Here is a 22534-nt window from a genome sequence, read left to right on the forward strand (position 1 = left end):
CCATGAAGAAGTTGCTGACCATTGCGATCCTGGCCGCCGCTGCCGTTGCAGTGCCGCTGGTGCTGGCGCAGAACGCCGGCCAGCCGGCCCCGCAGCAGGGCGACCAGGCCGACAAGGCGCAGTCCGAGGCGGACGCCAAGGCCAAGCGCCGCGCCCAGGCCAATGCCGAAATGAAGGCCAAGGGCCAGCCGGTCCCGCAGCAGGAAGAAGAGGAAGAAGCGCGCAAGAAGCGCTGATCCCACAACCTGCCAGGCGCCCTTGCGACAAGGGTTGCGCTCCGGAACGCCCCGCCCAGCGGGGCGTTTTTTGTTGGATGGGACGCACAAGCCCCTTGGGTTGGCGGCCATCAATCTGTAAACTATGGCTTTCCGGGAGTAAGTGCGTGTCCACCATTTGCGAATGGGCTGGAGCGGCCAAGCGTGGCTTCCAGCATGGCGGGTCGCAGGTGACGGTCGATTTGACCGGCACGGCCACCCCGACCTCGCACGGTGGTCCCCGTCCGGCGCCTGCCGCCGCATGGAACGGCACCTCCCTCGCTGTCCCAGCGAACCGGAAAACCCCCTCTGAGCACCATGCCCGCCCTCCGGGTGCGCGTGGTGCTGCCGTTTTCCATTTCCAGACAGGATGCTTGCAGCCATGACTCCCTTGATTTTCGTAACCGGCGGCGTGGTGTCCTCGCTCGGCAAAGGCATTGCCGCCGCGTCGCTGGCCGCCATTCTCGAAGCCCGTGGCCTCAAGGTCACGATGATGAAGCTCGACCCGTACATCAACGTCGACCCGGGCACCATGAGCCCGTTCCAGCACGGTGAGGTCTATGTCACCGACGACGGCGCCGAGACCGACCTCGATCTGGGCCACTACGAGCGTTTCGTGCGCACCCGCCTGAGCCGCAAGAACTCGGTCACCACCGGTCGCATCTACGAGAACGTGATCCGCAAGGAGCGCCGCGGCGACTACCTGGGCGCAACCGTGCAGGTCATCCCGCACATCACCGACGAGATCCGTCGCTGCATCGATGAAGCCACCGAAGGCTACGACGTGGCCCTGGTCGAGATCGGCGGCACTGTCGGCGACATTGAATCGCTGCCGTTCCTGGAAGCGATCCGCCAGGTGCGCACCGAGCGTGGCCCGGAGAAGGCACTCTTCATGCACCTCACCCTGGTGCCGTACATCGGCGCCGCCGGCGAGCTGAAGACCAAGCCGACCCAGCACTCGGTGAAGGAGCTGCGCTCGATCGGCATCCAGCCGGACGTGCTGCTGTGCCGCTCCGAACAGGCCGTGCCGGATTCGGAGCGCCGCAAGATCGCCCAGTTCACCAACGTTTCCGAGCGCGCGGTGATCAGCGTGCCGGACGTGGACGTGCTGTACCGCATTCCGTCGGGCCTGCATGCCCAGGGCCTGGACGAGATCGTCGTCAACCAGCTGAAGCTGGCCGACAAGGTCGGTCCGGTCGACCTGTCGATGTGGGAAGACGCGGTCGACGCGACCCTGCACCCGCTGGACGAAGTGACCATCGCCGTGGTCGGCAAGTACGTCGACCACCAGGACGCCTACAAGTCGGTCGGCGAGGCACTCAAGCACGGCGGCCTGCGCCAGCGCACCAAGGTCAACCTGAAGTGGCTGGAAGCGCAGGATCTGGAAGGCACCGATATGGCCGCGCTGGCCGATGTCGATGGCATCCTGGTGCCGGGTGGTTTCGGCGACCGTGGTTTCGAAGGCAAGGTGCTGACCTCGAAGTTCGCCCGCGAGCAGCAGGTGCCGTACTTCGGCATCTGCTATGGCATGCAGGCCGCGGTGGTCGATTACGCGCGCAACGTGGTCGGCCTGGAGGGTGCCAACAGCACCGAGAACGACCGCCAGTCGCCGAACCCGGTGATCGGCCTGATCACCGAATGGCGCACTGCCACCGGCGACGTCGAGAAGCGTGACGACAAGAGTGACCTGGGCGGCACCATGCGCCTGGGCCTGCAGGAACAGCGCCTGAAGCCGGGCACGCTGGCTCGTGAGCTGTATGGCAAGGACGTGGTGGCCGAGCGTCACCGCCATCGCTACGAGTTCAACAACCGCTACCGTACCCAGCTGGAAGATGCGGGCCTGGTGATCGCCGGCAAGTCGATGGACGACACCCTGGTGGAAGTGGTCGAGCTGCCGCGCGATGCGCACCCGTGGTTCCTGGCCTGCCAGGCACATCCGGAATTCCTGTCCACGCCGCGTGATGGCCACCCGCTGTTCATCGGCTTCATCCGTGCCGCGCGCGAGCGCAAGGCCGGCGGCAAGCTGCTGCAGGAAGTCCGCGCCTGACTTGTGATGGGGGCCCTGAGCCCCCATCTTGCTCGCTTCAACCCCAGTGCATCGGCCCGGCCGCTGCCGTGGACAACCAAGGAAATGCCATGAAACTGTGTGGATTCGAGGTCGGGCTGGATCAGCCCCTGTTCCTGATCGCCGGCCCCTGCGTGATCGAGTCGATGCAGCTGCAGCTCGATACCGCCGGCAAGTTGAAGGAAGTCACCGACCGGCTCGGTGTCAACTTCATCTTCAAGTCCAGCTTCGACAAGGCCAACCGCACCTCGGGCACCGCGTTCCGCGGCCCGGGCATGGAAGAGGGCCTGAAGGTCCTGGCCGAGGTCAAGAAGCAGATCGGCGTGCCGGTGCTGACCGACGTCCACGAATACACCCCGATGGATGAAGTGGCCTCGGTGGTGGACGTGCTGCAGACCCCGGCGTTCCTGGTCCGCCAGACCGACTTCATCCGCAAGGTGTGCTCGGCCGGCAAGCCGGTCAACATCAAGAAGGGCCAGTTCCTGGCGCCGTGGGACATGAAGCCGGTCGTGGAAAAGGCCAAGGCCACCGGCAACGAGCAGATCATGGTCTGCGAGCGCGGTGCCAGCTTCGGCTACAACAACCTGGTCAGCGACATGCGCTCGCTGGCGGTGATGCGCGATACCGGTTGCCCGGTGGTGTTCGACGCTACCCATTCGGTGCAGTTGCCGGGCGGGCAGGGCACCAGTTCCGGTGGCCAGCGCGAGCATGTGCCGGTACTGGCGCGTGCCGCGGTTGCCGTGGGCATCTCCGGCCTGTTTGCCGAAACCCATCCGGACCCGTCCAAGGCGCTGTCCGATGGCCCCAATGCATGGCCGCTGGACCAGATGGAAGCGCTGCTCGAGACCCTGATGGAGCTGGATGCAGTGACCAAGAAGCACGGCTTCTCGCGCTTCGCGTGAGTCGTGACCCGTGGGCGGCGCTGGCAACCCAGCGTCGTCGCTGGCACTGGAAGCAGTGGCCGTGGGGCCTGATCGCACTTGGCCTGGCATTGCTGTCGCTGTCGGGTGCGTTCTTCATCTTCATGCTGGTGGGAGCGGCGATGCGCCCGCCCGGTGACGGCGCGGGCCTCAACCTGAAGCCCTATGTCATCACCCTCGCCGTGGCCGAACTGTTCACTGTTTCCGCCGGCATCGTTGCGTCGGTGCTGGGTTGGCGACTGAACCGGGGCAGGGCGGCCGCCGCGCTTGCCATGGTCCTGCTCTCGCTGTGGCTTGGCGTGCTGCTGCACGACCTGTTCTGATGAATACGACGACACCGCCACGAGGCTGGCCCTGGGGCCTGGTCGCCCTGGGATTGTCGGTGCTCGCTTGGAGCAGCCTGTTGACCGCCGTAGTGGCCTTTGCAGCCAGCTTCCGTCCCCCGGGGGACGGCGACAACGGCGTGCAGGCCATGCAGTGGTGGGTGCTGGGCGCGCTGGTCACGCTGGTGCTGTCCTTTCTGGGCAGTCTGGTGGCGATGGTGCTGGCCTGGCGGCGGCAGCGAGGACCCATCTGGGCGGCGATTGCCGGTGCCCTGCTGGTGATGCTGGTGTCGCTGGTGCTGATCGTGATCGGGTCCAGCTGGGGCTGATGCCGATCAGGCCATTTGGCAAGCGGCGGGTAGCCGGGGATAATCACGCGGCATTCGTTTTTGTCGCCCCCTCTCCATACAGGTAACCGGCCCGACCATGAGTACGATCCGCAGCATCCATGCCCGTGAAATCCTCGACAGCCGTGGCAACCCCACGCTGGAAGCCGAAGTCACCCTGGAGGACGGTTCGTTCGGTCGCGCCGCAGTTCCCTCCGGTGCCTCCACCGGCACCAAGGAAGCGGTGGAGCTGCGCGACGGCGACAAGACCCGTTACCTGGGCAAGGGCGTGCGCAAGGCGGTCGACAACGTCAACACCACCATCGCCAACGCGTTGAAGGGCTTTGAAGCCTCCGACCAGGAAGGCCTCGACCGTCGCCTGATCGACCTTGACGGCACCGAGAACAAGGGCCGCCTCGGCGCCAACGCGCTGCTGGGTGTTTCGATGGCCGCCGCGCATGCCGCCGCTGCATCGAGCAAGCAGGCGCTGTGGCAGTACCTGGCCGCCAGGACTGGCGTGACCCCGTCGCTGCCGGTGCCGATGATGAACATCATCAACGGCGGCGCACATGCCGACAACAACGTCGACTTCCAGGAATTCATGGTGCTGCCGGTCGGCTTCACCTCGTTCTCCGAAGCCCTGCGCGCCGGCACCGAAATCTTCCATTCACTGAAGTCGGTGCTGAAGGGCCACGGCCTGAGCACGGCGGTTGGCGACGAAGGCGGCTTCGCGCCGGACTTCCGCAGCAACGTCGAGGCGCTGGACACCATCCTCGAAGCGATCGGCAAGGCCGGCTACACCGCCGGTGAAGATGTGCTGCTGGGCCTGGACGTGGCCTCCAGCGAATTCTTCGAGAACGGCAAGTACAACCTGGTCGGCGAGAACAAGCGCCTGACCTCCGAGCAGTTCGTCGACTTCCTCGCCGACTGGGCCGCGCAGTACCCGATCATCACCATCGAAGACGGCCTGGCCGAGAACGACTGGGCCGGCTGGAAGCTGCTGACCGATCGCATCGGCAAGAAGGTGCAGCTGGTGGGTGACGACCTGTTCGTGACCAACCCGAAGATCTTCCAGGAAGGCATCGACTCGGGCACCGCCAACGCGATCCTGATCAAGGTCAACCAGATCGGTACGCTCAGCGAGACCCTGGAAGCGATCGCGATGGCCGACCGCGCCGGCTATGCCGCCGTCGTCTCTCACCGCTCGGGCGAAACCGAAGACACCACCATTGCCGATATCTCGGTGGCCACCACCGCCACCCAGATCAAGACCGGCTCGCTGTGCCGCAGCGATCGCGTGGCCAAGTACAACCAGCTGCTGCGCATCGAGGAAGCTCTCGGCGCCGGCGCGCGTTACGCCGGTCGTGACGCGTTCGTTTCGCTGAAGCGCTGATCCGATGCGCGACTGGCGCTGGATGCTGCTGTTGCTGGCCCTGTTGCTGGGCTGGCTGCAGTATCGCTTCTGGTTTGGTCCGGGCAATTCGGGTGAAGTCATGATGCTCGAAGCCCAAGTCACCAACCAAGAGCGTGACAATGAGGGCCTGCAGCAGCGCAATGACGCGCTGGCTGCCGAAGTGAAGGACCTCAAGGAAGGCCAGTCCGCCATCGAAGAGCGCGCGCGCAGCGAACTGGGCATGATCAAGCCTGGCGAGAAGTTCTACCGCGTGGTCGAGGATGCACCGGTCCATCCGGTACAGCCCGCGACGGGTGTCAGCGCGCAGGCGGGCGATCATCCGGCGGACGTGCCATGAGCGCGGCGATCTGGGTGGTGGTTCCGGCCGCCGGTCGTGGCGCCCGTTTCGGTGCGCCCTTGCCCAAGCAGTACCTGCAGGCGGGTGGGCAGATCCTGCTCGCCCACACCCTGGATGCACTGCTGGCGCATCCGGCGGTGGCCGGAGCGATGGTGGTGATCGGCCCGGACGATGCCGACTGGCCGGGCTGGAGCGAATGGGCCGGCAAGCCGGTGCTGACCTGTATCGGTGGCGCTACCCGTGCGGCCTCTGTGCTGGCCGGATTGCAGGCGCTGCCGGAGACGGTGCGCGCCGATGAATTCGTGCTGGTCCACGATGCGGCGCGCCCGAACCTGTCGCCGGCCGATCTCGGCCGCCTGCTCGAAGTCGGTCGTGCCGACCCGGTCGGGGCGATTCTCGCGGCACCGGTGCGTGACACCCTCAAGCGCGCTGGCGACGATGGTGGCATCGATGGTACCGAGCCGCGCGAGCGTCTGTGGCGCGCATTGACGCCGCAGCTGTTCCGCCGCCACCAGCTCAGTCGCGCGCTGTCCGAAGCCGCTGCCGCCGGTGTGGAAGTCACCGACGAGGCCATGGCCATGGAACGCCAGGGCCAGCGCCCGCTGTTGGTCGAAGGCAGCGAGGACAACTTCAAGGTCACCACCCCGGCCGATCTGGACCGGTTTGAATTCGTACTTTCCCGCCGCGCCGGCTGATCGCCCGCGCGGCCCTGCTGCAAGGGCTGTATCCATGAGCACCGCACCGTTCCCGCCCGTCCGTATCGGCCAGGGCTACGACGTCCATGCCTTCGGTGAAGGCGACCACATCATGCTCGGCGGAGTGAACGTGCCGCACAGCTGCGGAGTGCTCGCACACAGCGATGGCGACGTGATCCTGCATGCGCTGTGCGATGCCATGCTGGGTGCGATCGCGCTGGGCGACATCGGCCAGCATTTCCCGCCCAGCGACGACCGCTGGAAGGGTGCCGACAGCAGCGATTTCGTGCGCCACTGCGACAGCCTGCTGCGCGAGCGCGGCTGGCGCGTCGGCAACACCGACATCACCGTGATCTGCGAGCGGCCGAAGGTCGGCCCGCACGCGTTGGCCATGCGCGAACGCATCGGCGAACTGCTGCAGCTGCCGCTGGACGCGGTCAGCGTCAAGGCCACCACCTCGGAGAAGCTGGGCTTCACCGGCCGTGGCGAAGGCATCGCCGCGCAGGCGGTGGTGCTGCTGGTGGCGGCATGATTCCGCTGCCGCTCGCGTTCGGCGCGCCGCTGCTGAGCGCACGCATCCGCACTACGCCGGAAGATTTCCAGGTTGATGAACTGCCGGCCTTCGAGGCCACCGGCGAAGGTGAGCACCTGCTGCTGCACATCCGCAAGCGCGGTGCCAACACCGTGCACGTGGCCAAGCTGCTGGCCGCATGGGCTGGCCTGCCGGAAATGGCGGTGAGCTACGCCGGCATGAAGGATCGGCACGCGGTCACCACCCAGCGCTTCAGCGTGCACCTGCCCAAGCGCGTGGCGCCTGACCTGGCATCGCTGGCCAGTGATGAAATCGAAGTGATCGAATCCACCTGGCACAACCGCAAGCTGCAGCGCGGTGCGCTGGCCGGCAACCGTTTCAAGCTGGTGCTGCGCGACGTGCAGGGTGATGCCGCCGCGATCAGTGAGCGCCTGCAGCAGATCGCAGAGCGGGGCCTGCCGAACTGGTTCGGCGAGCAGCGTTTTGGCCGCGACGGTGGCAACGTGCCGGCGGCGCTGGCGATGTTCGGTGGCCGCCGCATGCGAAAGGACCAGCGTTCACTGCTGCTGTCGGCGGCCCGCTCGGCGCTGTTCAACCGCGTGCTGGCCGCGCGCGTGGAGCAGGGCAACTGGGACCAGCCGCTGGATGGCGAAGTGTGGATGCTCGATGGCAGCCGCAGCGTGTTCGGCCCCGAGCCGTACACCGATGTACTGGCCGAGCGCCTGGCGCGCTTCGACATCCACCCCAGCGCACCGCTGTGGGGCGAGGGTGAACTGCGCAGCACCGAAGCGGCACGCGCGCTGGAGCTGGCGACGCTGGATGACGACGAATCCAAGGCGCTGCGTGCCGGCCTGGAAGACGCGCGCCTGAAGCAGGAGCGCCGCGCACTGCGCCTGCGTCCAGCGTTGCTGCAGCACCAGTGGCTGGCGGATGACGTGCTGGAACTATCGTTCGCACTGCCGCCGGGCTGTTATGCCACTGCCGTGCTGCACGAGCTCGGCCCGGTCGAAGACGCCTCGCAGGCCTGACAGAAAAAGGGGACGGAGGGAATTAAGTCGTTTGTGGCACAAACGACTTAATTCCCTCCGTCCCCTTTTTCATCTGCGTGCCAGCAGCACCAGCATCGCGCCGGTGCCGCCTTGTCCGGTCGGCGCCGAATGAAACGCCAGCACGTCGTTGCGCAGCCGCAGCAGGCGATCGACCAGGTTTTTCAGTACCGGCGCACCGCCATCGGACTGCAGGCCCTTGCCGTGGATGATGCGCACGCAGCCGTATTCTTGCGCATGCGCTTCCAGCAGGAACTGGCGCAGCAACGCCTCTGCCTGCGCTGCGGTTGCACCATGCAGGTCCAGCTCGTCCTGCACCGAGTACTGGCCACGCTTGAGGCGCTGGAACACCCGCGGCGGCAGGTTGTCGCGTCGATAGCTGGCCACGTCGCCGGCTTCGAGCGGCGTACTGTCGCGCAACAGCCGGGCGAACTCGCCAGCGGCTTCCGCCTCGTCACGCTCGGCCATGCGCGCGCGCGGTTTCGGCCGCGGCGCGGCGGGCGCCGGCTCGGCATCCTTACGCAGCGGCGTCACTTCGCCGATGGCTGCACGGAACAACGCGGCCGGATCTTCATCTTCAGGGTGCGACATGCGCACAGGGTAAACCGCTGGCGTGAGCCTGCCTATGACGATTCGAAGTCGGCCGTGACCGCCGGCAGGGTAGGACCGGCGGCTCGCATGCGGCACAATAGACGATGCCCTTGCAGGGTCGACGGCTTCCGCAGGGAAGCGCGACGGTCCCGCCCACACTGCACGGTGATGGAATCGAATTCTTGGAAAATCAAGCGGTTAAATCGAAGATGCGAATCCTGGTCAGCAATGACGATGGTGTCGACGCCGCAGGCATCCGGATGCTTGCCTCGGTCCTGCGCGAAGCCGGTCACGAAGTGACGGTGGTCGCACCTGACCGCGACCGCTCCGGCGCCAGCAACTCCCTGACCCTGGACCTGCCGATCCGCCTCAAGCGCATCGACCACTACACCGTCTCTGTAGCCGGCACGCCGACCGATTGCGTGCATCTGGCGCTGACCGGCCTGCTTGAATTCGAACCTGACATTGTCGTGTCCGGCATCAACAACGCTGCCAACCTCGGCGACGACGTGATCTATTCCGGAACCGTCTCGGCGGCGATGGAAGGTCGCTTCCTCGGCTTGCCGGCAGTAGCGGTCTCGCTGGTCAGCCGCAATCACGATCCGAAGCACTTCGAGACCGCCGCGCGTGCCGCAGTCGAGATCGTTGCCCGCCTCAAGGCCGACCCGCTGCCCGCCGACACCATCCTCAACGTCAACGTGCCGGATCTGCCGTGGAACGAGGTCAAGGGCTTCGAGGTCACCCGCCTCGGCAACCGCCATCGCGCCGAAGGCTGCATCGCGCAGAAAGACCCGCGCGGCAATGATGTGTACTGGATCGGGCCAGCTGGCCGCGAGCAGGACTCCGGCCCCGGCACCGATTTCCATGCGGTGCGCACCGGCCACATCTCGATCACGCCGATCCAGGTCGACCTGACCCGCTACCAGGCACTGGAGAAGGTGGCCAGCTGGGTCGGCGGCCTCAGTGCTGCGCTGGACCAGCCGGCATGAGCCCGCGCCTGCGCCTGCAACCGGAAGCTGTCGGCATCGGCATGACCTCGCAACGTGTGCGTGACCGCCTGGTCGATCGCCTGCGTGAAGCGGGCATCGCCGACGAATCAACCTTGAATGCGATCCGGGTGGTGCCGCGCCATCTTTTCATCGATGAGGCGCTGGCGTCACGGGCCTACGAAGACACCGCACTGCCTATCGGCCATGGCCAGACCATTTCGCAACCCTGGGTGGTCGCTCGGATGACCGAGGCTGTCCTGCAGGTGGCACCGAAGCGGGTGCTGGAAGTGGGTACCGGTTCGGGCTACCAGGCCGCGGTGCTCGGTGCACTGGGTCTGGAGGTGTACACCGTCGAGCGCATCGGAGACCTGCTGCGCCAGGCGCGCAAGCGTTTTCGTGCGTTGGGCATGAACATCCGTACCAAGCATGATGACGGCCGCGTCGGTTGGGCCGAGCACGGTCCGTTCGATGCCATCGTGGTCACCGCAGCGGCGCCGGCGCTGGTCGATGTACTGATCGAGCAGCTCGCCGAAGGCGGCCGCCTGGTGGCCCCGGTCGGCGGCCCCAGTGCGCAGTCGCTGGTGCAGTTGGACCGCAAGGCCGACGGCAGCATCGAACAACACGTGCTGGCGCCGGTCACCTTCGTACCGCTGCTGTCTGGCATGCTGGACTAATCCACGGAGCAGGGTTGCATGAAGATTTTCGGGCCGCTGTACGAGCGGGCGATGAAGTGGGCGGCGCACGAACGCGCGCCGACCTACCTCACGGTATTGAGTTTCTTCGAGGCGATCATTTTCCCGGTGATGCCGGAAGTGATGCTGGCGCCGATGTGCGTGGCCCAGCCCAAGCGCGGCTGGTGGTTCGCGACTCTCAGCCTGGCCGGTTCAATGGTCGGTGCGGTGGTCGGCTACGCGTTGGGTCATTTCGCCTTCGAGGCGATCAAGCCACTGTTCGAGGCACTGGGCATGCTGCCGGCGATCGAGCAGGGCATCACCACCGTGCAGGCCAAGATGGCCGAGTCGCCGTGGGCGGTGTTCACCTTCCTGGTGCTGGGCGGCTTCATGCCGATCCCGATGAAGGTCTTCACGTGGGCATCGGGTATCGTCGGCGTACCGATGCCGCAGTACCTGTTGAGCATGCTGATCGGTCGTGGCAAGCGCGTGTTCGTGCTGGCTGCGGTCATCCGTATCGGTGGTGCGCGTGCCGAAGCGGCGCTGCGTCGCTGGATTGAACCGCTGGGCTGGATCGCCACCGCGTTGGTGGTGGTGCTGATCGCCTGGCTTGTATGGAGGTCGAAGTTCGCATGAATCCTGATCGTCTGAGCAAGGGAGTGCGCATCGGCGCGCTGGCGTTGCTGGTTTCCACCCTGGCCGCCTGCGGCACCGCTACCGTGGTTCGTCCTGGTGGGGGCAGCACCGGTGGCGGCGTGACCACGCCGAAGACCTCGGTGCCCAAGCCGGGCCAGACCGTGGTCGTTCGCAAGGGTGACACCATCTATGCGCTGGCCCGCATCCACGACATCACCCCGGCTGACCTGATTGCCTGGAACAGCCTGGACAATCCCTCATCGATCCATCCGGGGCAGGTGATCCGCCTGTATCCGGCCGGTGCCAGCGGTGGCCGCGCACCGACCACGGTGGTGACCCCGCCGCGCTCCGGCGGCAGCACCGCAGGCAGTACCGCGCCGACCACGGCGCCGGCCGGTCCGGTGAAGAGCAACATCGCTTGGCGCTGGCCGGCCGATGGCGCCGTCGTGGGCCGCTACGTTGCGGGTGATGCGACCAAGCAGGGCGTGGACATCGCGGGCACCAGCGGCCAGGCAGTCAAGGCTACCGCCAATGGCGTGGTGGTGTATTCCGGTGCCGGCCTGGTCGGCTACGGCGAGCTGATCATCATCAAGCACAGCGACCAGTGGCTTTCGGCGTACGGTCATAATCGCAAGCGCCTGGTGAATGAAGGACAGAGCGTGAAGGCTGGCGAGCAGATCGCGGAGATGGGCCGTACCGGCGCGAACCGCGACATGGTCCACTTCGAGATCCGCTACAACGGCAAGCCGGTCGACCCGCAGCAGTACCTGCCGGCGCGTTGATCGTCGATTCGCCATCTGGGCGGATCCCCGGCCCGGCGTAGCACGCCGGGCGTTTGCCGTCGGCGCGGCCCATGGGCCGCAAACGCCGTCGGCGCACCCGCTACAACGGCAAGCCGGTCGACCCGCAGCAGTACCTGCCGGCGCGTTGATCGTCGATTCGCCATCTGGGCGGATCCCCGGCCCGGCGTAGCACGCCGGGCGTTTGCCGTCGGCGCGGCCCATGGGCCGCAAACGCCGTCGGCGCACCCGCTACAACGGCAAGCCGGTCGACCCGCAGCAGTACCTGCCGGCGCGTTGATCGTCGATTCGCCATCTGGGCGGATCCCCGGCCCGGCGTAGCACGCCGGGCGTTTGCCGTCGGCGCGGCCCATGGGCCGCAAACGCCGTCGGCGCACCCGCTACAACGGCAAGCCGGTCGACCCGCAGCAGTACCTGCCGGCGCGTTGACGTTGATGGCGCCGGGCCATGCCCGGCGTCTTTCCGCCGCGAAGCGGCGCCGCCCGAGTATGGGCTCGGGCGCTACAGGTGCCGGAGCTGCGTTGTGTGTGTAGAGCCGAGCCATGCTCGGCTGCTCTTCGCCGGTAAACAACGCCGCCAGAGCATCGGCTCGGGCGCTACAGGCTACGTGTGATCCAAGGTAGCGCCGGGCCATGCCTGGCGGCTCTGTTCCTCAGCCTTCCAGAATGAAGGCGGCAGCGACCTTACGGCCTTCGCCGGCCAGGATGTTGAAGGTGCGCGCGGCGGCCGGGTTGTTCATCACTTCCAGACCGATGCCACGGCTCAGGCATGCAGCCATCACCACCGCCGGCGGGAACACCTGGCGGTCGCCGGTGCCCAGCACGATCAGCACCGGATTCAGTGCCAGGATCGGCTCCAGGTCGGCCAGCTGCAGCTCGGCGGCACGTGTCACCGGCCACTGCGCGACCAGCTGGTCCGGAGTCAGGAAGAAGCTGCTGCCCAGCACCTGGTCGTTGACCCTGGCCGAGCGCCCGTCGGCAGCGCGCAGGCTGTAGGCGTAATCGGGCGGTTCGTGGTTCAGCTGCATGGGAGTCGGGCGATCAGCCGCGCGGCAGCACGATCTGGCGCTGTTCCTTGCTCGGGCGATACAGCACGGCGACGTGGCCGATGCGCTGCACCAACGCGCTCTCGGTGGCTTCGACGATCTCGCCGATCATCACGTCCCGGGCGTCGCGGTCTTCGGCAGCGACCTTCACCTTGACCAGCTCGTGGCGCTCCAGCACTTCATTCAGCTCAGCGATGAAGGCCGGGGTCACGCCCTTGCCGCCGGTCTGCAGCAGCGCCTTCAGGTCGTGGGCTTGGCCGCGCAGGAAACGGGTCTGGGAAGCGGTCAGGGCGATGGACATGCAGGAAAACACGGTTGAATGGGGCGATCAGGGTATCATGAGGACCCCATCAGCCCCTATTTTCAATGGCTACCCGCAGCAAAAGCAGCCAGCGCTGGCTCAAGGAACATTTCTCCGACCCCTTCGTGAAGAAGGCGCAGGCCGAAGGCATGCGCTCGCGCGCCGCCTACAAGCTTGAAGAGCTGCTCGAACGTGACCGGCTGCTGAAGCCGCACATGGTCGTGGTCGACCTTGGCGCGGCCCCGGGCGGTTGGTCTCAGCAGGTTCGGAGACAGATCGGCGATACTGGCCGTGTGCTGGCCCTGGACATCCTGGACATGCCGCCGCTGGCCGGCGTGGAGTTCCTTCACGGTGACTTCAGGGAAGAAACCGTCCTATCGCAGTTTGAAGCCATGCTCGGTGATCAGCCGGTAGACCTTGTGCTGTCGGACATGGCCCCCAATAAGAGTGGTGTAGGCGCGGTCGACCAGCCGCGGATGATGCACCTGGCGGAGCTGGCCCTGGATTTTGCCGACAACCACCTGAAGACCGGTGGGGCGTTCCTGATCAAGCTGTTCCAGGGCGAAGGCTTTGACGACTACGTGCGTGACATGCGCCGCCGGTACGACAAGGTCTCCATCCGCAAGCCGGAAGCGTCGCGCAAGCGCTCTCCCGAGGTGTATGCCTTGGGTCAGGGAAAACGCGCCCACATGAAGTAAGCTCGCAACGTACGCAAGTTCGACCCCAACGCAACGCCAGCACTAAGAGGAACACCGGAGCCAATGAGGATGAACGACTTGACCAAGAACCTCCTGCTATGGGTGGTCGTCGCCGTCGTGCTGATGGTGGTCTTCCAGAGCTTCTCGCCCAAGACCTCCGGGGCTGGGGCGCAGGGCGCGTCGTATTCGCAGTTCCTGGACCAGGTGGACAGCGGCAACGTGCAGAAGGTCGCCTTCGGCGGCGACATGCGCGGCGGCACCAGCCAGCTGACCTACACCACCCGTGGCGGCCAGTCGGCCACCATCACCGCACCGTTCGATCGTGACCTGATCAACGTGCTGCGTACCAAGAACGTGGAAATCGTGCAGGAAGAGCCGTCCAGCGGCATCTCCCTCGGCGCGATCCTGATGAATTTCCTGCCGGTCATCCTGATCATCGGCTTCTGGTTGTTCATCATGCGCCAGATGCAGGGCGGTGGCGGCGGTGCCAAGGGCGCGATGTCCTTCGGCAAGTCGCGCGCCAAGCTGCAGGGCGAAGACCAGATCAAGGTCACCTTCGCCGACGTCGCTGGCTGCGACGAGGCCAAGGAAGAAGTGGGCGAGCTGGTCGACTTCCTGCGCGACCCGTCCAAGTTCACCAAGCTGGGCGGCAAGATTCCGCGTGGCGTGCTGATGGTGGGCCCGCCGGGTACCGGCAAGACGCTGCTGGCCAAGGCCATCGCCGGCGAAGCCAAGGTGCCGTTCTTCTCGATCTCCGGTTCGGACTTCGTGGAAATGTTCGTCGGCGTCGGCGCCAGCCGTGTGCGCGACATGTTCGAGCAGGCCAAGAAGCACGCGCCGTGCATCATCTTCATCGATGAAATCGACGCCGTCGGCCGTCACCGTGGTGCCGGCCTGGGCGGCGGTCATGACGAGCGCGAGCAGACCCTGAACCAGCTGCTGGTCGAAATGGACGGTTTTGAAGGCGGCGAAGGCGTGATCGTGATCGCCGCGACCAACCGTCCGGACGTGCTGGACCCGGCGCTGCTGCGTCCGGGCCGTTTCGACCGCCAGGTGGTGGTCGGTCTGCCGGACGTGAAGGGCCGCGAGCACATCCTCAAGGTGCACATGCGCAAGCTGCCGCTGGCTGACGACGTCGTGCCCATGGTGATCGCGCGTGGTACCCCGGGTTTCTCCGGTGCCGACCTGGCCAACCTCTGCAACGAGGCCGCCCTGTTCGCCGCCCGTGGCAACGAGAAGGAGGTCCGCATGGACCACTTCGATCGTGCCCGCGACAAGATCCTGATGGGTGCCGAGCGTCGTTCGATGGCCATGAGCGAGGAGGAGAAGACCCTCACCGCGTACCACGAAGCCGGTCACGCCATCGTCGGTCGTCTGGTGCCCGAGCACGATCCGGTCTACAAGGTCACCATCATCCCGCGCGGCCGTGCGCTGGGTGTGACCATGTACCTGCCGGAAGGCGACAAGTACTCGATGAACCGCGTGGCGATCAAGTCGCAGCTGTGCTCGCTGTACGGTGGCCGCGTGGCCGAGGAGCTGATCTTCGGTGCCGACAAAGTCACCACGGGTGCCTCCAACGACATCGAACGTGCCACCAAGATGGCCCGCAACATGGTCACCAAGTGGGGCCTGTCCGACCAGCTCGGCCCGATCGCCTATGGCGAAGAGGACGATGAGGTGTTCCTGGGCCGTTCGGTCACCCAGCACAAGAGCGTGTCCAACGACACCGCGCGCCGCATCGACGAGGAAGTGCGCAACATCCTCGACGAGGCTTACGCACGCACCACCGAGCTGATGACGGCCAATCTGGACAAGCTGCACGCGATGTCCCAGCTGCTGCTGCAGTACGAGACCATCGACGCGCCGCAGATCGACGCCATCATGGAAGGCCGCGATCCGCCGCCGCCGGCCGGCTGGAACAAGTCGAACAAGGATGGTGGCAACGACAAGGGTGGCGACGCCCGTCCGCTGCCGCCGATCGCAGGCCCGGCCGAGTCGCACTGACGGCCCGCTGCAGGTAATACCAGACGAGGCCGGGGCAACCCGGCCTCGTTGTTTCCGGGCCACTGGCCCATCCCGAAGAACCGTTCTGATGCTGGAGCCCGCATGTCCACCCCGAAGCCCGAACCGATTTCCCACACCGTCGAGATGGTCATCGCCACCGTGGTCGGCGTGGGTGTAGGCCTTGGTGCCGACAACCTGTTGCTGGGCTGTGTGGTGGGTATCGGTGTCGGCATCGTGCTGAGCATCGCCAAGACCCTGTACGTGGACCGCAAGCGCCGCCGCCGTTGATGGGTATCGGCAGGGCTGCGCCCTGCACCTGCTACGAGCCAGAGCAACGGCAACGGCAACGGCAACAGCGTGCATTCCGTGGTTTGGCGGGGCGGTGTCGGAGTGCGGGGACGCCGCGAGTACGTCCCTGTAGGCTTGGCAGCCGCATCCATGCGGCTGACACCCCGCACTCCGACACCGCCCCACCTCTGACAGATTTCGGGAGCTGTTGGTAGGTGTCGACCTTGGTCGACACATCTGTCAGATATCGATGTACAAGAATGGGGTCAGATCCGTTTTCCGCAGGAAAACGGATCTGACCCCAAGAGCTGCTCCGAAAGATCGCAGAAATCTGTCGAAGGCGGGGTGGGTCCGGTTGCGGGAGTGTCCGCGGCATGGATGCCGCGGCCAAGCCCCCATGGATGGGTTTACGGCGTCTCCCGCAACCGGACCCACCCCGGCTACCCTCAGGAAACCAGCTTCTGCTGTTGCTTGGGCTCTTGCTGTGGCCGTTGCCTCTGCGGGTGCAGGGCGCCGCCCTGCCGAACTAAACTACCCGCCGTTGTCCCTGCAGGATTGCCCATGTTCGATACCTCGCCCCAGCTCGATTGCGCCGGCCGCATCCTGCGTCTCGACCGTGCCCGGGTCATGGGCATCGTCAACGTCACCCCGGACTCGTTCTCCGATGGCGGCGCGCACGACACCACCGAGGCCGCGGTCGCACATGGCCTCAAGCTGGTCGAGGAGGGCGCGGACCTGCTGGACATCGGCGGCGAATCGACCCGGCCGGGCGCTGCGCCGGTATCGGTGGAGGAGGAGCTGCGCCGGGTGATTCCGGTGATCGAGCAGTTGGCTGCCCGAACCCAGGTGCCGATCAGCATCGACACCTTCAAGCCCGACGTGATGCGGGCGGCAGTGCCGGCCGGCGCCGGCATGATCAACGACATCTTCGGCCTGCGCCAGGAAGGCGCATTGGACGCGGCTGCCGAGGCCGGCGTGCCGGTGGTGCTGATGCACATGCAGGGCGAGCCGGGCCACATGCAGGCCGATCCGCATTACGACGATGTGGTCGCCGAGGTGCACGGTTTCCTGGTGCAGCGCCTGTTCGCTGCCGAGATGGCGGGCATCGAGAAGAAAAACCTGCTGATCGACCTCGGCTTCGGCTTTGGCAAGACCACCGCCCACAACATGACCCTGCTGGCGCGTTCGGAGCGCTTCCTGGAACTGGGCGTGCCGATGCTGGCTGGCCTGTCGCGCAAGCGCAGCCTGGGTGAACTGACCGGTCGCGACACGCCGTCTGAGCGAGTGGCTGCTTCGGTTGCCGCGCACCTGATCGCAGTTCAGCGAGGTGCGGGCATCGTGCGCGTGCATGACGTGGCCGCCACGGTCGACGCACTGAAGATCTGGCAGGCAGTGGAGGCCGTACCGACGCCGCGCGCCGACGCCACGCCGACGATCCGCTGGCCGGACGAAGACTGATGGGGATCGACCAGCGGCCGCTGGCGATCGCCGTGATGGGACCGACCGCCAGTGGCAAGACCGCGACTGCGATCGCCCTGGCCCGGCAGCTGGATGGCGAGATCGTGAGCGTCGATTCGGCATTGGTCTATCGCCACCTGGACATCGGCTCGGCCAAGCCCGATGCGGCCGAGCGTGCGCAGGCGCCGCACCACCTGCTGGATCTGCGCGATCCCTGGCAGACCTATTCGGCGGCCGAGTTCGCGGCCGATGCCGGTCGCGTCGTGGCCGACATCCTGGCGCGCGGCAAGATGCCGATCCTGGCCGGCGGCACCGGGTTGTACTTCCGCGCCTTGTTGCAGGGCCTGTCGCCGATGCCGGAGGCCGATCCGGCGACGCGCGAAGCGCTCAGCGCCGAAGCCGCCGAACGCGGCTGGGCGGCACTGCATGCGGAACTGGCCAAGGTTGATCCGGCGGCCGCCGCACGCATCCATGCCACCGACCCGCAGCGCATCCAGCGGGCGCTGGAGGTCTATCGCCTGACCGGTACCCCCATCACGGAGTGGCAGCGCCGGCCGGGCGTGGCGCCGTTGCCGGTGCGCACGCTCAAGCTGGTCCTGGCCCCGCGTGACCGCGCGGTACTGCACCAGCGCATCGAGGCGCGCTTCGACGCCATGCTGGCGCAGGGTTTCCTTGACGAGGTGCGGGCGCTGCGCGCGATGCCGGAATTGGCCGCCGCGGAGGCGCCACTGGACCTGCCGGCTGTGCGCGCGGTCGGCTATCGCCAGGCTTGGGAGTACCTGGACGGGCAGGGCGATGCCGCCCGCTTCCGTGACAAGGCGATCTTCGCCACCCGGCAGCTGGCCAAGCGCCAGCTGACCTGGCTGCGCGGTGAACTTGATGCGCGCTGGTTCGACCCCCATATCGACCAGGAGCGCCTTGCCGGCGCGGTGTCGGCCTTCGTCGCACGCTGAACCCCCGCCAGCCGTGTAACATCATCGGTCGGTGGGCGGCTCGGGGGCCGCGGCAACCGTCGGCAACCCAATAAGAACAATAATCAGGAGTGTGCAATGTCCAAGGGACAATCGCTGCAGGATCCTTTCTTGAACGCACTGCGGCGCGAGCGCGTGCCGGTTTCGGTGTACCTGGTCAACGGTATCAAGCTGCAGGGCACGATCGAGTCGTTCGACCAGTTCGTGGTCCTGCTGCGCAACACGGTCAGCCAGATGGTCTACAAGCACGCCATTTCCACGGTGGTACCGGCACGCAACGTGAAGGTCGGACCGGGTGGTGGCTATGTGCAGTCGGGTGAAGGTGGTCAGGCGGGTGATGAAGCAGACGAGTAAGACTGGAGCGGTGAATGTTTGACCGCTCGAAAAAGGGCGAACACGCCCTCTTGATCCAGCCGCATTTCGGCAAGCTGGAAGACGATGTGCTGGAAGAGTTCGGTGATCTGGCCCGCTCGGCTGGGGCCAGCATCGCCGCCACGATCACCGCGCGCCTGGATCGGCCCAATCCGTCGACCCTGATCGGCAGCGGCAAGCTTGACGAGATCAAGGCTGCGGCAGATGCCTCTGGCGCCGACCTGATCCTGGTCAACCATGCGTTGAGCCCGGGCCAGGAGCGCAACCTGGAACGGTTTCTGGAGCGCCGGGTGATCGACCGTACCGGTCTGATCCTGGACATCTTCGCCCAGCGTGCGCACAGCCACGAAGGCAAGCTGCAGGTCGAGCTGGCACAGCTGCGTCACCTGGCCACGCGGCTGGTGCGCGGCTGGACCCACCTGGAGCGCCAGCGCGGCGGTTCCATCGGCCTGCGCGGCCCGGGTGAAACCCAGCTGGAAACCGACCGCCGCCTGCTGCAGAAGAGGGTGGAACAGCTGCAGAAGCGGCTGGAAAAGGTGGAAGTGCAGCGCACCCAGATGCGCCGTGCGCGTGTGCGCAGCGAGCTGCCGCGCGTGGCCCTGGTGGGTTACACCAACGCCGGCAAGTCGACCCTGTTCAACGCCATGACCGGCGCTGAGGCCTATGCCGCCGACCAGCTGTTCGCCACGCTGGACCCGACCGTGCGCCGCATCGCGGTGCCGGGCGGCAACGTGGTGCTGGCCGACACCGTCGGCTTCGTCCGTGATCTGCCGCATGATCTGGTCGCCGCGTTCCGCTCGACTCTGTCCGAGGCGCGCGAGGCCGATTTCCTGCTGCACGTGGTTGATGCCGCCGATCCGCACCGCGAGGAGCGCATCGCCCAGGTGGACGAGGTGCTGACCGCGGTTGGTGCCGGCGATCTGCCGCAGCTGCTGGTGTTCAACAAGATTGACCGCATCGACGGTGCTGACGTCCGCCACGATGGCCAGGACGGCGTTCCCGACGAGTCACGCCGCGAGCGGGTGTGGATTTCCGCACGCGATGGACACGGCCTGGACCTGCTGCAGAGCGTGCTGGGCAAGCGCCTTGGCCTGCAGCACGTGACCGGTGAACTGCGGCTGCCGCCGGATGCCGGCCGTCTGCGCGCGCGCCTGCACCAGTTGGAAGTGATCCGCAGCGAGCAGGCCGATGAAGACGGCTGGCTGCTGCAGGTCGACCTGCCTATCGCCGAAGCCGAAAAGCTGGCCGCCAGTGCCGACGGCGCGCCGATCCGGGCGCTGCTGCCTGAGAAACTGCCGGAGTGGTGAGGTAGCGCCGGGCCCTGCCCGGCGACTGCCGTCACGGAGGCCCGCGACACGCGGCCGTCATCTGCGGTACAACGTGCAGGTTCTTCACCCCACCGTCATGCCGATGCCCATTCCCACCGACGCTGAACTCAATGCCCTGTCCGCCGCGCTCGGGCAGCGCCTGCAGCAGGCCTCGCTGCAGCTGGTGACCGCCGAGAGCTGCAGTGGCGGCTGGATCGCCAAGTGCATGACCGACATCGCCGGTTCCTCGGCGTTCTTCGACTGTGGCATGGTGGTCTACAGCTACGAGGCCAAGCAGCGTCTGCTCGGCGTGCGCGCGCAGACCCTGGAGCAGTTTGGTGCGGTCAGCCGCGAAACCGTGTTGGAGATGGTGTCCGGTGCGCTGGTCAATTCCGGCGCCGGCATCGCCGTGGCGGTGACGGGTATCGCTGGCCCTGGTGGCGGTAGCCCTGACAAGCCGGTCGGCAGCGTCTGGATCGGCTGGAAGCGCCGTGGAGGTTACGCCCGCGCCGAGTTGTTCCAGTTCGATGGCGACCGCGAAGCCATCCGCCGGCAAACCGTGTCCGCGGCATTGCGCGGTATCGACGCCCAGCTGTGACATGCTGCTCCGGTAATCGTCCGGAGCACGCATGATGTGGGAAACGCTGGGCACGGTCCGTGACCTGGGCCGACTGCAGGAAATTGCCGTCGTCCTGATCCGCTATGGCTTCGGCGATGTGGTGCGGCGCATCGGCCTGGCCACGGTGCTGGAGCGGGCAGGGCGCCTGCTGCACTGGAACGAAGAGCGCCAGGAACTGCTGCGGATGACCGCACCGGTGCGCGTGCGCAGCGCCATGCAGGATCTCGGCCCAACCTTCGTCAAGCTTGGCCAGGTGCTGGCGACGCGCGTCGACCTGCTGCCGCCGGAATGGATCGCCGAGCTTTCCGAACTGCAGAACGCAGTGCCGGCCTTGCCGTACGCGGACATCCGCGAGCAGCTCGAGTCCGACCTCGGTGCGTCGCCGCAGGAGGTGTTCGCCTTCCTTGATGAAACGCCCATGGCTGCGGCTTCACTGGCGCAGGCCCATCGCGCGCGCCTGCAGGACGGTCGGGAGGTGGTGCTGAAGGTACGTCGCCCCGGCATCCGCGATGTGGTCGAGGCCGATCTGCGGCTGCTGGCGCGCCTGGCCGAGATCGTCGAGGCGCGCCTTCCGGATCTGCATCGTTACCGTCCGGCCGAGGTCGTGCAGCAGTTCACCGTGTCGCTGCGCCGCGAGCTGGATTTCGCCGCCGAATGCCGCAACGCCGAGCGCATCGCGCGCAACTTCAAAGGCCGCGACGATATCCTGATTCCCAGCGTGCATTGGCAGTGGACCTGCGAAAGCCTGAATGTGCAGGACTACGTTGATGGCATTCCCGGCCGCCACTTGGCCGGCGTCGACGCCGCAGGGCTGGACCGGCGCGAACTGGCGCGGCGTGGTGCCGACATCGTGCTGAAGATGGTGCTGGAGGACGGCAGCTTCCACGCCGATCCGCATCCGGGAAACATCATCTACCTGCGCGACGGCCGCATCGGCGTGATCGATTTCGGCATGGTCGGTGCGCTGTCCGAAGTGCGTCGTTTCCAGGTCGCGCAGCTGCTGCACGGGCTGGTCGAGCAGGACCCGCAGGGCGTGGCCGACGTGCTGCTGGACTGGGCCGGCGGCGTGGAAGTGGACGAAAACCGGCTGCAGCACGACATCAGCCAGTTCGTCGACCAGTACCGGGGCGTGCCACTGAAGGACCTGCGCATCGGCCTGATGCTGGGCGACATCACCCAGCTGCTGCGCAGCTACAGCCTGACCCTGCCGGCCGACCTGGCGCTGATGATCAAGGCGTTCCTGACCCTGGAAGGCATGGGCCGGCAGCTGGACCCGGATTTCGACATGGCCAGCGCCGCGCGACCGTTCCTGGAGCGGGTGGTGCTGCAGCGCTATGCGCCCAAGGCGCTGCTCAAGCGTGGCCGGCGCAGCCTGCTGGGCCTGGTTGATTTCGCCGGCGAACTGCCCCGTGACCTGCGCAAGCTGGTCCAGGCCGCACGCCGTGGGCGCCTGCAGCTGAAGGTGGAAACCACGGCGTTGCAGGGCTTCGGCGAACAGGTCAACCGCGCCGCCAACCGGCTGGTGATGGGCATCGTCACCGCCGCCCTGATCATCGGCTCATCCATCGTGATGCACAGCGTCGGCGGGGTTTCCAGCCGCTGGCTGCTGGCGCTGGGCGTATGCGGTTTCATCGGCGCCGGCTTCTGCGGCGTGTGGATCCTGTTTTCGATATGGAGAAGCGGCAAGCACACCTAGTGTGCTTGCCGCAGCGGTTCCCAACGGGAACTGCGGAATCGCTGCGCGATTCCTGTAGAGCCGACCGCTGGTCGGCTGCTCTTGCTTTTGCCCCTACCAGCTGGGCCATGCCCGGCGACGGCGACGGCGCCGAGCATGGCTCGGCGCAATAGGTCGTTCCCCGTCAGTCCTGCATC

26 protein-coding genes are annotated in these 22534 nt (G+C 66.5%); 23 read left to right on the top strand and 3 right to left on the bottom strand.

Annotated elements, in window-relative coordinates; translation table 11 throughout:
• The first annotated feature begins 2 nt into the window (after nt 1-2).
• From AC13GA_RS19540 to truD, 10 genes are all read left to right on the top strand, one after another.
• Nucleotides 3-236, top strand: coding sequence for a hypothetical protein (locus AC13GA_RS19540; RefSeq protein WP_032969519.1), 234 nt, complete (start codon nt 3-5; stop codon nt 234-236).
• A gap of 400 nt (nt 237-636) precedes the next feature.
• On the top strand, nt 637-2301 hold the full coding sequence (locus tag AC13GA_RS19545) for a CTP synthase (RefSeq protein ID WP_004152841.1): 1665 nt from the start codon (nt 637-639) through the stop codon (nt 2299-2301).
• An 89-nt stretch (nt 2302-2390) separates the two neighbouring features.
• On the top strand, nt 2391-3221 hold the full coding sequence (gene kdsA / locus AC13GA_RS19550; RefSeq protein WP_012510652.1) for a 3-deoxy-8-phosphooctulonate synthase: 831 nt from the start codon (nt 2391-2393) through the stop codon (nt 3219-3221).
• A complete protein-coding gene (locus tag AC13GA_RS19555) occupies nt 3218-3562 on the top strand; it encodes a hypothetical protein (RefSeq protein ID WP_046984410.1) in 345 nt (114 codons plus the stop codon). Before kdsA ends, AC13GA_RS19555 begins: the two co-directional genes overlap by 4 nt.
• The gene (locus tag AC13GA_RS19560) at nt 3562-3891 is read left to right on the top strand and encodes a hypothetical protein (RefSeq protein ID WP_046984411.1); all 330 of its coding nucleotides are present in this window, start codon (nt 3562-3564) and stop codon (nt 3889-3891) included. Before AC13GA_RS19555 ends, AC13GA_RS19560 begins: the two co-directional genes overlap by 1 nt.
• Before the next feature lie 97 nt (nt 3892-3988).
• Nucleotides 3989-5281, top strand: coding sequence for a phosphopyruvate hydratase (gene eno / locus AC13GA_RS19565; protein ID WP_136638593.1), 1293 nt, complete (start codon nt 3989-3991; stop codon nt 5279-5281).
• A gap of 4 nt (nt 5282-5285) precedes the next feature.
• A complete protein-coding gene (gene ftsB, locus AC13GA_RS19570) occupies nt 5286-5639 on the top strand; it encodes a cell division protein FtsB (protein ID WP_136638592.1) in 354 nt (117 codons plus the stop codon).
• Nucleotides 5636-6334 (top strand): 2-C-methyl-D-erythritol 4-phosphate cytidylyltransferase, encoded by a 699-nt coding sequence (gene ispD / locus AC13GA_RS19575; RefSeq protein ID WP_046984414.1) that lies wholly within the window; start codon nt 5636-5638, stop codon nt 6332-6334. The genes ftsB and ispD overlap by 4 nt, the downstream gene beginning before the upstream one ends.
• A gap of 34 nt (nt 6335-6368) precedes the next feature.
• Complete coding sequence (gene ispF, locus AC13GA_RS19580; protein WP_065722302.1) at nt 6369-6866, top strand: 2-C-methyl-D-erythritol 2,4-cyclodiphosphate synthase; 498 nt, start codon at nt 6369-6371, stop codon at nt 6864-6866.
• Nucleotides 6863-7894 (top strand): tRNA pseudouridine(13) synthase TruD, encoded by a 1032-nt coding sequence (gene truD / locus AC13GA_RS19585; protein WP_253078634.1) that lies wholly within the window; start codon nt 6863-6865, stop codon nt 7892-7894. The genes ispF and truD overlap by 4 nt, the downstream gene beginning before the upstream one ends.
• Before the next feature lie 69 nt (nt 7895-7963).
• Here the strand turns inward: truD and AC13GA_RS19590 are convergent, their stop codons facing one another.
• Nucleotides 7964-8503, bottom strand: coding sequence for a Smr/MutS family protein (locus AC13GA_RS19590; protein WP_482998788.1), 540 nt, complete (start codon nt 8501-8503; stop codon nt 7964-7966).
• A gap of 209 nt (nt 8504-8712) precedes the next feature.
• Here AC13GA_RS19590 and surE point away from each other — a divergent pair, with 209 nt between their 5' ends.
• The 4 genes from surE to AC13GA_RS19610 are packed head-to-tail and all read left to right on the top strand — an operon-like array spanning nt 8713 to nt 11581.
• The gene (gene surE, locus AC13GA_RS19595) at nt 8713-9492 is read left to right on the top strand and encodes a 5'/3'-nucleotidase SurE (protein WP_478475137.1); all 780 of its coding nucleotides are present in this window, start codon (nt 8713-8715) and stop codon (nt 9490-9492) included.
• Nucleotides 9489-10166 (top strand): protein-L-isoaspartate(D-aspartate) O-methyltransferase, encoded by a 678-nt coding sequence (locus tag AC13GA_RS19600; protein ID WP_004152859.1) that lies wholly within the window; start codon nt 9489-9491, stop codon nt 10164-10166. Before surE ends, AC13GA_RS19600 begins: the two co-directional genes overlap by 4 nt.
• An 18-nt stretch (nt 10167-10184) precedes the next feature.
• Nucleotides 10185-10799 carry a YqaA family protein gene (locus tag AC13GA_RS19605; RefSeq protein WP_004152860.1) on the top strand — a complete coding sequence of 205 codons (615 nt, stop codon included), beginning with the start codon at nt 10185-10187 and terminating at the stop codon, nt 10797-10799.
• Complete coding sequence (locus AC13GA_RS19610) at nt 10796-11581, top strand: peptidoglycan DD-metalloendopeptidase family protein (RefSeq protein WP_295378428.1); 786 nt, start codon at nt 10796-10798, stop codon at nt 11579-11581. Before AC13GA_RS19605 ends, AC13GA_RS19610 begins: the two co-directional genes overlap by 4 nt.
• A gap of 670 nt (nt 11582-12251) precedes the next feature.
• Here the strand turns inward: AC13GA_RS19610 and AC13GA_RS19615 are convergent.
• Nucleotides 12252-12626: an Mth938-like domain-containing protein gene (locus tag AC13GA_RS19615; protein ID WP_482998789.1), complete on the bottom strand. Its 375-nt coding sequence runs from the start codon at nt 12624-12626 to the stop codon at nt 12252-12254.
• A 13-nt stretch (nt 12627-12639) separates the two neighbouring features.
• Nucleotides 12640-12945, bottom strand: coding sequence for a ribosome assembly RNA-binding protein YhbY (gene yhbY, locus AC13GA_RS19620; protein WP_004152868.1), 306 nt, complete (start codon nt 12943-12945; stop codon nt 12640-12642).
• Between the two features lie 65 nt (nt 12946-13010).
• On the opposite strand from yhbY, the gene rlmE reads away from it, so the two are divergent.
• The 9 genes from rlmE (at nt 13011) to ubiB (ending at nt 22358) form a co-directional block, all read left to right on the top strand.
• The gene (gene rlmE / locus AC13GA_RS19625) at nt 13011-13643 is read left to right on the top strand and encodes a 23S rRNA (uridine(2552)-2'-O)-methyltransferase RlmE (protein ID WP_004152870.1); all 633 of its coding nucleotides are present in this window, start codon (nt 13011-13013) and stop codon (nt 13641-13643) included.
• A gap of 69 nt (nt 13644-13712) precedes the next feature.
• A complete protein-coding gene (gene ftsH, locus AC13GA_RS19630) occupies nt 13713-15647 on the top strand; it encodes an ATP-dependent zinc metalloprotease FtsH (protein WP_169050334.1) in 1935 nt (644 codons plus the stop codon).
• Between the two features lie 102 nt (nt 15648-15749).
• Nucleotides 15750-15935 (top strand): hypothetical protein, encoded by a 186-nt coding sequence (locus AC13GA_RS19635; RefSeq protein ID WP_004152872.1) that lies wholly within the window; start codon nt 15750-15752, stop codon nt 15933-15935.
• 561 nt (nt 15936-16496) lie between these two features.
• Entirely contained in the window at nt 16497-17393 is an 897-nt protein-coding gene (gene folP / locus AC13GA_RS19640; RefSeq protein WP_482998790.1) for a dihydropteroate synthase, read from the top strand.
• Nucleotides 17393-18346, top strand: a complete 954-nt coding sequence (gene miaA / locus AC13GA_RS19645) for a tRNA (adenosine(37)-N6)-dimethylallyltransferase MiaA (protein WP_482998791.1) — start codon at nt 17393-17395, stop codon at nt 18344-18346. Before folP ends, miaA begins: the two co-directional genes overlap by 1 nt.
• Nucleotides 18347-18442: 96 nt before the next feature.
• Complete coding sequence (hfq, locus tag AC13GA_RS19650; RefSeq protein ID WP_004152891.1) at nt 18443-18718, top strand: RNA chaperone Hfq; 276 nt, start codon at nt 18443-18445, stop codon at nt 18716-18718.
• 14 nt (nt 18719-18732) lie between these two features.
• A complete protein-coding gene (gene hflX, locus AC13GA_RS19655) occupies nt 18733-20043 on the top strand; it encodes a ribosome rescue GTPase HflX (RefSeq protein WP_447781110.1) in 1311 nt (436 codons plus the stop codon).
• Nucleotides 20044-20146: 103 nt separating this feature from the next.
• Nucleotides 20147-20641, top strand: a complete 495-nt coding sequence (locus tag AC13GA_RS19660) for a CinA family protein (protein ID WP_482998792.1) — start codon at nt 20147-20149, stop codon at nt 20639-20641.
• 34 nt (nt 20642-20675) lie between these two features.
• Nucleotides 20676-22358 (top strand): 2-polyprenylphenol 6-hydroxylase, encoded by a 1683-nt coding sequence (gene ubiB, locus AC13GA_RS19665; RefSeq protein WP_482998802.1) that lies wholly within the window; start codon nt 20676-20678, stop codon nt 22356-22358.
• Nucleotides 22359-22534: the final 176 nt, after the last annotated feature.

Source organism: Stenotrophomonas sp. 22DLJC03 (genome assembly GCF_056861405.1).

Coding starts and splice junctions, on each gene's coding strand:
- AC13GA_RS19540 (WP_032969519.1), top strand. CDS start 3: ATGAAGAAGTTGCTGACCATTGCGATCCTGGCCGCCGCTGCCGTTGCA.
- AC13GA_RS19545 (WP_004152841.1), top strand. CDS start 637: ATGACTCCCTTGATTTTCGTAACCGGCGGCGTGGTGTCCTCGCTCGGC.
- kdsA (WP_012510652.1), top strand. CDS start 2,391: ATGAAACTGTGTGGATTCGAGGTCGGGCTGGATCAGCCCCTGTTCCTG.
- AC13GA_RS19560 (WP_046984411.1), top strand. CDS start 3,562: ATGAATACGACGACACCGCCACGAGGCTGGCCCTGGGGCCTGGTCGCC.
- eno (WP_136638593.1), top strand. CDS start 3,989: ATGAGTACGATCCGCAGCATCCATGCCCGTGAAATCCTCGACAGCCGT.
- ftsB (WP_136638592.1), top strand. CDS start 5,286: ATGCGCGACTGGCGCTGGATGCTGCTGTTGCTGGCCCTGTTGCTGGGC.
- ispD (WP_046984414.1), top strand. CDS start 5,636: ATGAGCGCGGCGATCTGGGTGGTGGTTCCGGCCGCCGGTCGTGGCGCC.
- ispF (WP_065722302.1), top strand. CDS start 6,369: ATGAGCACCGCACCGTTCCCGCCCGTCCGTATCGGCCAGGGCTACGAC.
- truD (WP_253078634.1), top strand. CDS start 6,863: ATGATTCCGCTGCCGCTCGCGTTCGGCGCGCCGCTGCTGAGCGCACGC.
- AC13GA_RS19590 (WP_482998788.1), bottom strand. CDS start 8,503: ATGTCGCACCCTGAAGATGAAGATCCGGCCGCGTTGTTCCGTGCAGCC.
- surE (WP_478475137.1), top strand. CDS start 8,713: ATGCGAATCCTGGTCAGCAATGACGATGGTGTCGACGCCGCAGGCATC.
- AC13GA_RS19600 (WP_004152859.1), top strand. CDS start 9,489: ATGAGCCCGCGCCTGCGCCTGCAACCGGAAGCTGTCGGCATCGGCATG.
- AC13GA_RS19605 (WP_004152860.1), top strand. CDS start 10,185: ATGAAGATTTTCGGGCCGCTGTACGAGCGGGCGATGAAGTGGGCGGCG.
- AC13GA_RS19610 (WP_295378428.1), top strand. CDS start 10,796: ATGAATCCTGATCGTCTGAGCAAGGGAGTGCGCATCGGCGCGCTGGCG.
- AC13GA_RS19615 (WP_482998789.1), bottom strand. CDS start 12,626: ATGCAGCTGAACCACGAACCGCCCGATTACGCCTACAGCCTGCGCGCT.
- yhbY (WP_004152868.1), bottom strand. CDS start 12,945: ATGTCCATCGCCCTGACCGCTTCCCAGACCCGTTTCCTGCGCGGCCAA.
- rlmE (WP_004152870.1), top strand. CDS start 13,011: ATGGCTACCCGCAGCAAAAGCAGCCAGCGCTGGCTCAAGGAACATTTC.
- ftsH (WP_169050334.1), top strand. CDS start 13,713: ATGAACGACTTGACCAAGAACCTCCTGCTATGGGTGGTCGTCGCCGTC.
- AC13GA_RS19635 (WP_004152872.1), top strand. CDS start 15,750: ATGTCCACCCCGAAGCCCGAACCGATTTCCCACACCGTCGAGATGGTC.
- folP (WP_482998790.1), top strand. CDS start 16,497: ATGTTCGATACCTCGCCCCAGCTCGATTGCGCCGGCCGCATCCTGCGT.
- miaA (WP_482998791.1), top strand. CDS start 17,393: ATGGGGATCGACCAGCGGCCGCTGGCGATCGCCGTGATGGGACCGACC.
- hfq (WP_004152891.1), top strand. CDS start 18,443: ATGTCCAAGGGACAATCGCTGCAGGATCCTTTCTTGAACGCACTGCGG.
- hflX (WP_447781110.1), top strand. CDS start 18,733: ATGTTTGACCGCTCGAAAAAGGGCGAACACGCCCTCTTGATCCAGCCG.
- AC13GA_RS19660 (WP_482998792.1), top strand. CDS start 20,147: ATGCCCATTCCCACCGACGCTGAACTCAATGCCCTGTCCGCCGCGCTC.
- ubiB (WP_482998802.1), top strand. CDS start 20,676: ATGTGGGAAACGCTGGGCACGGTCCGTGACCTGGGCCGACTGCAGGAA.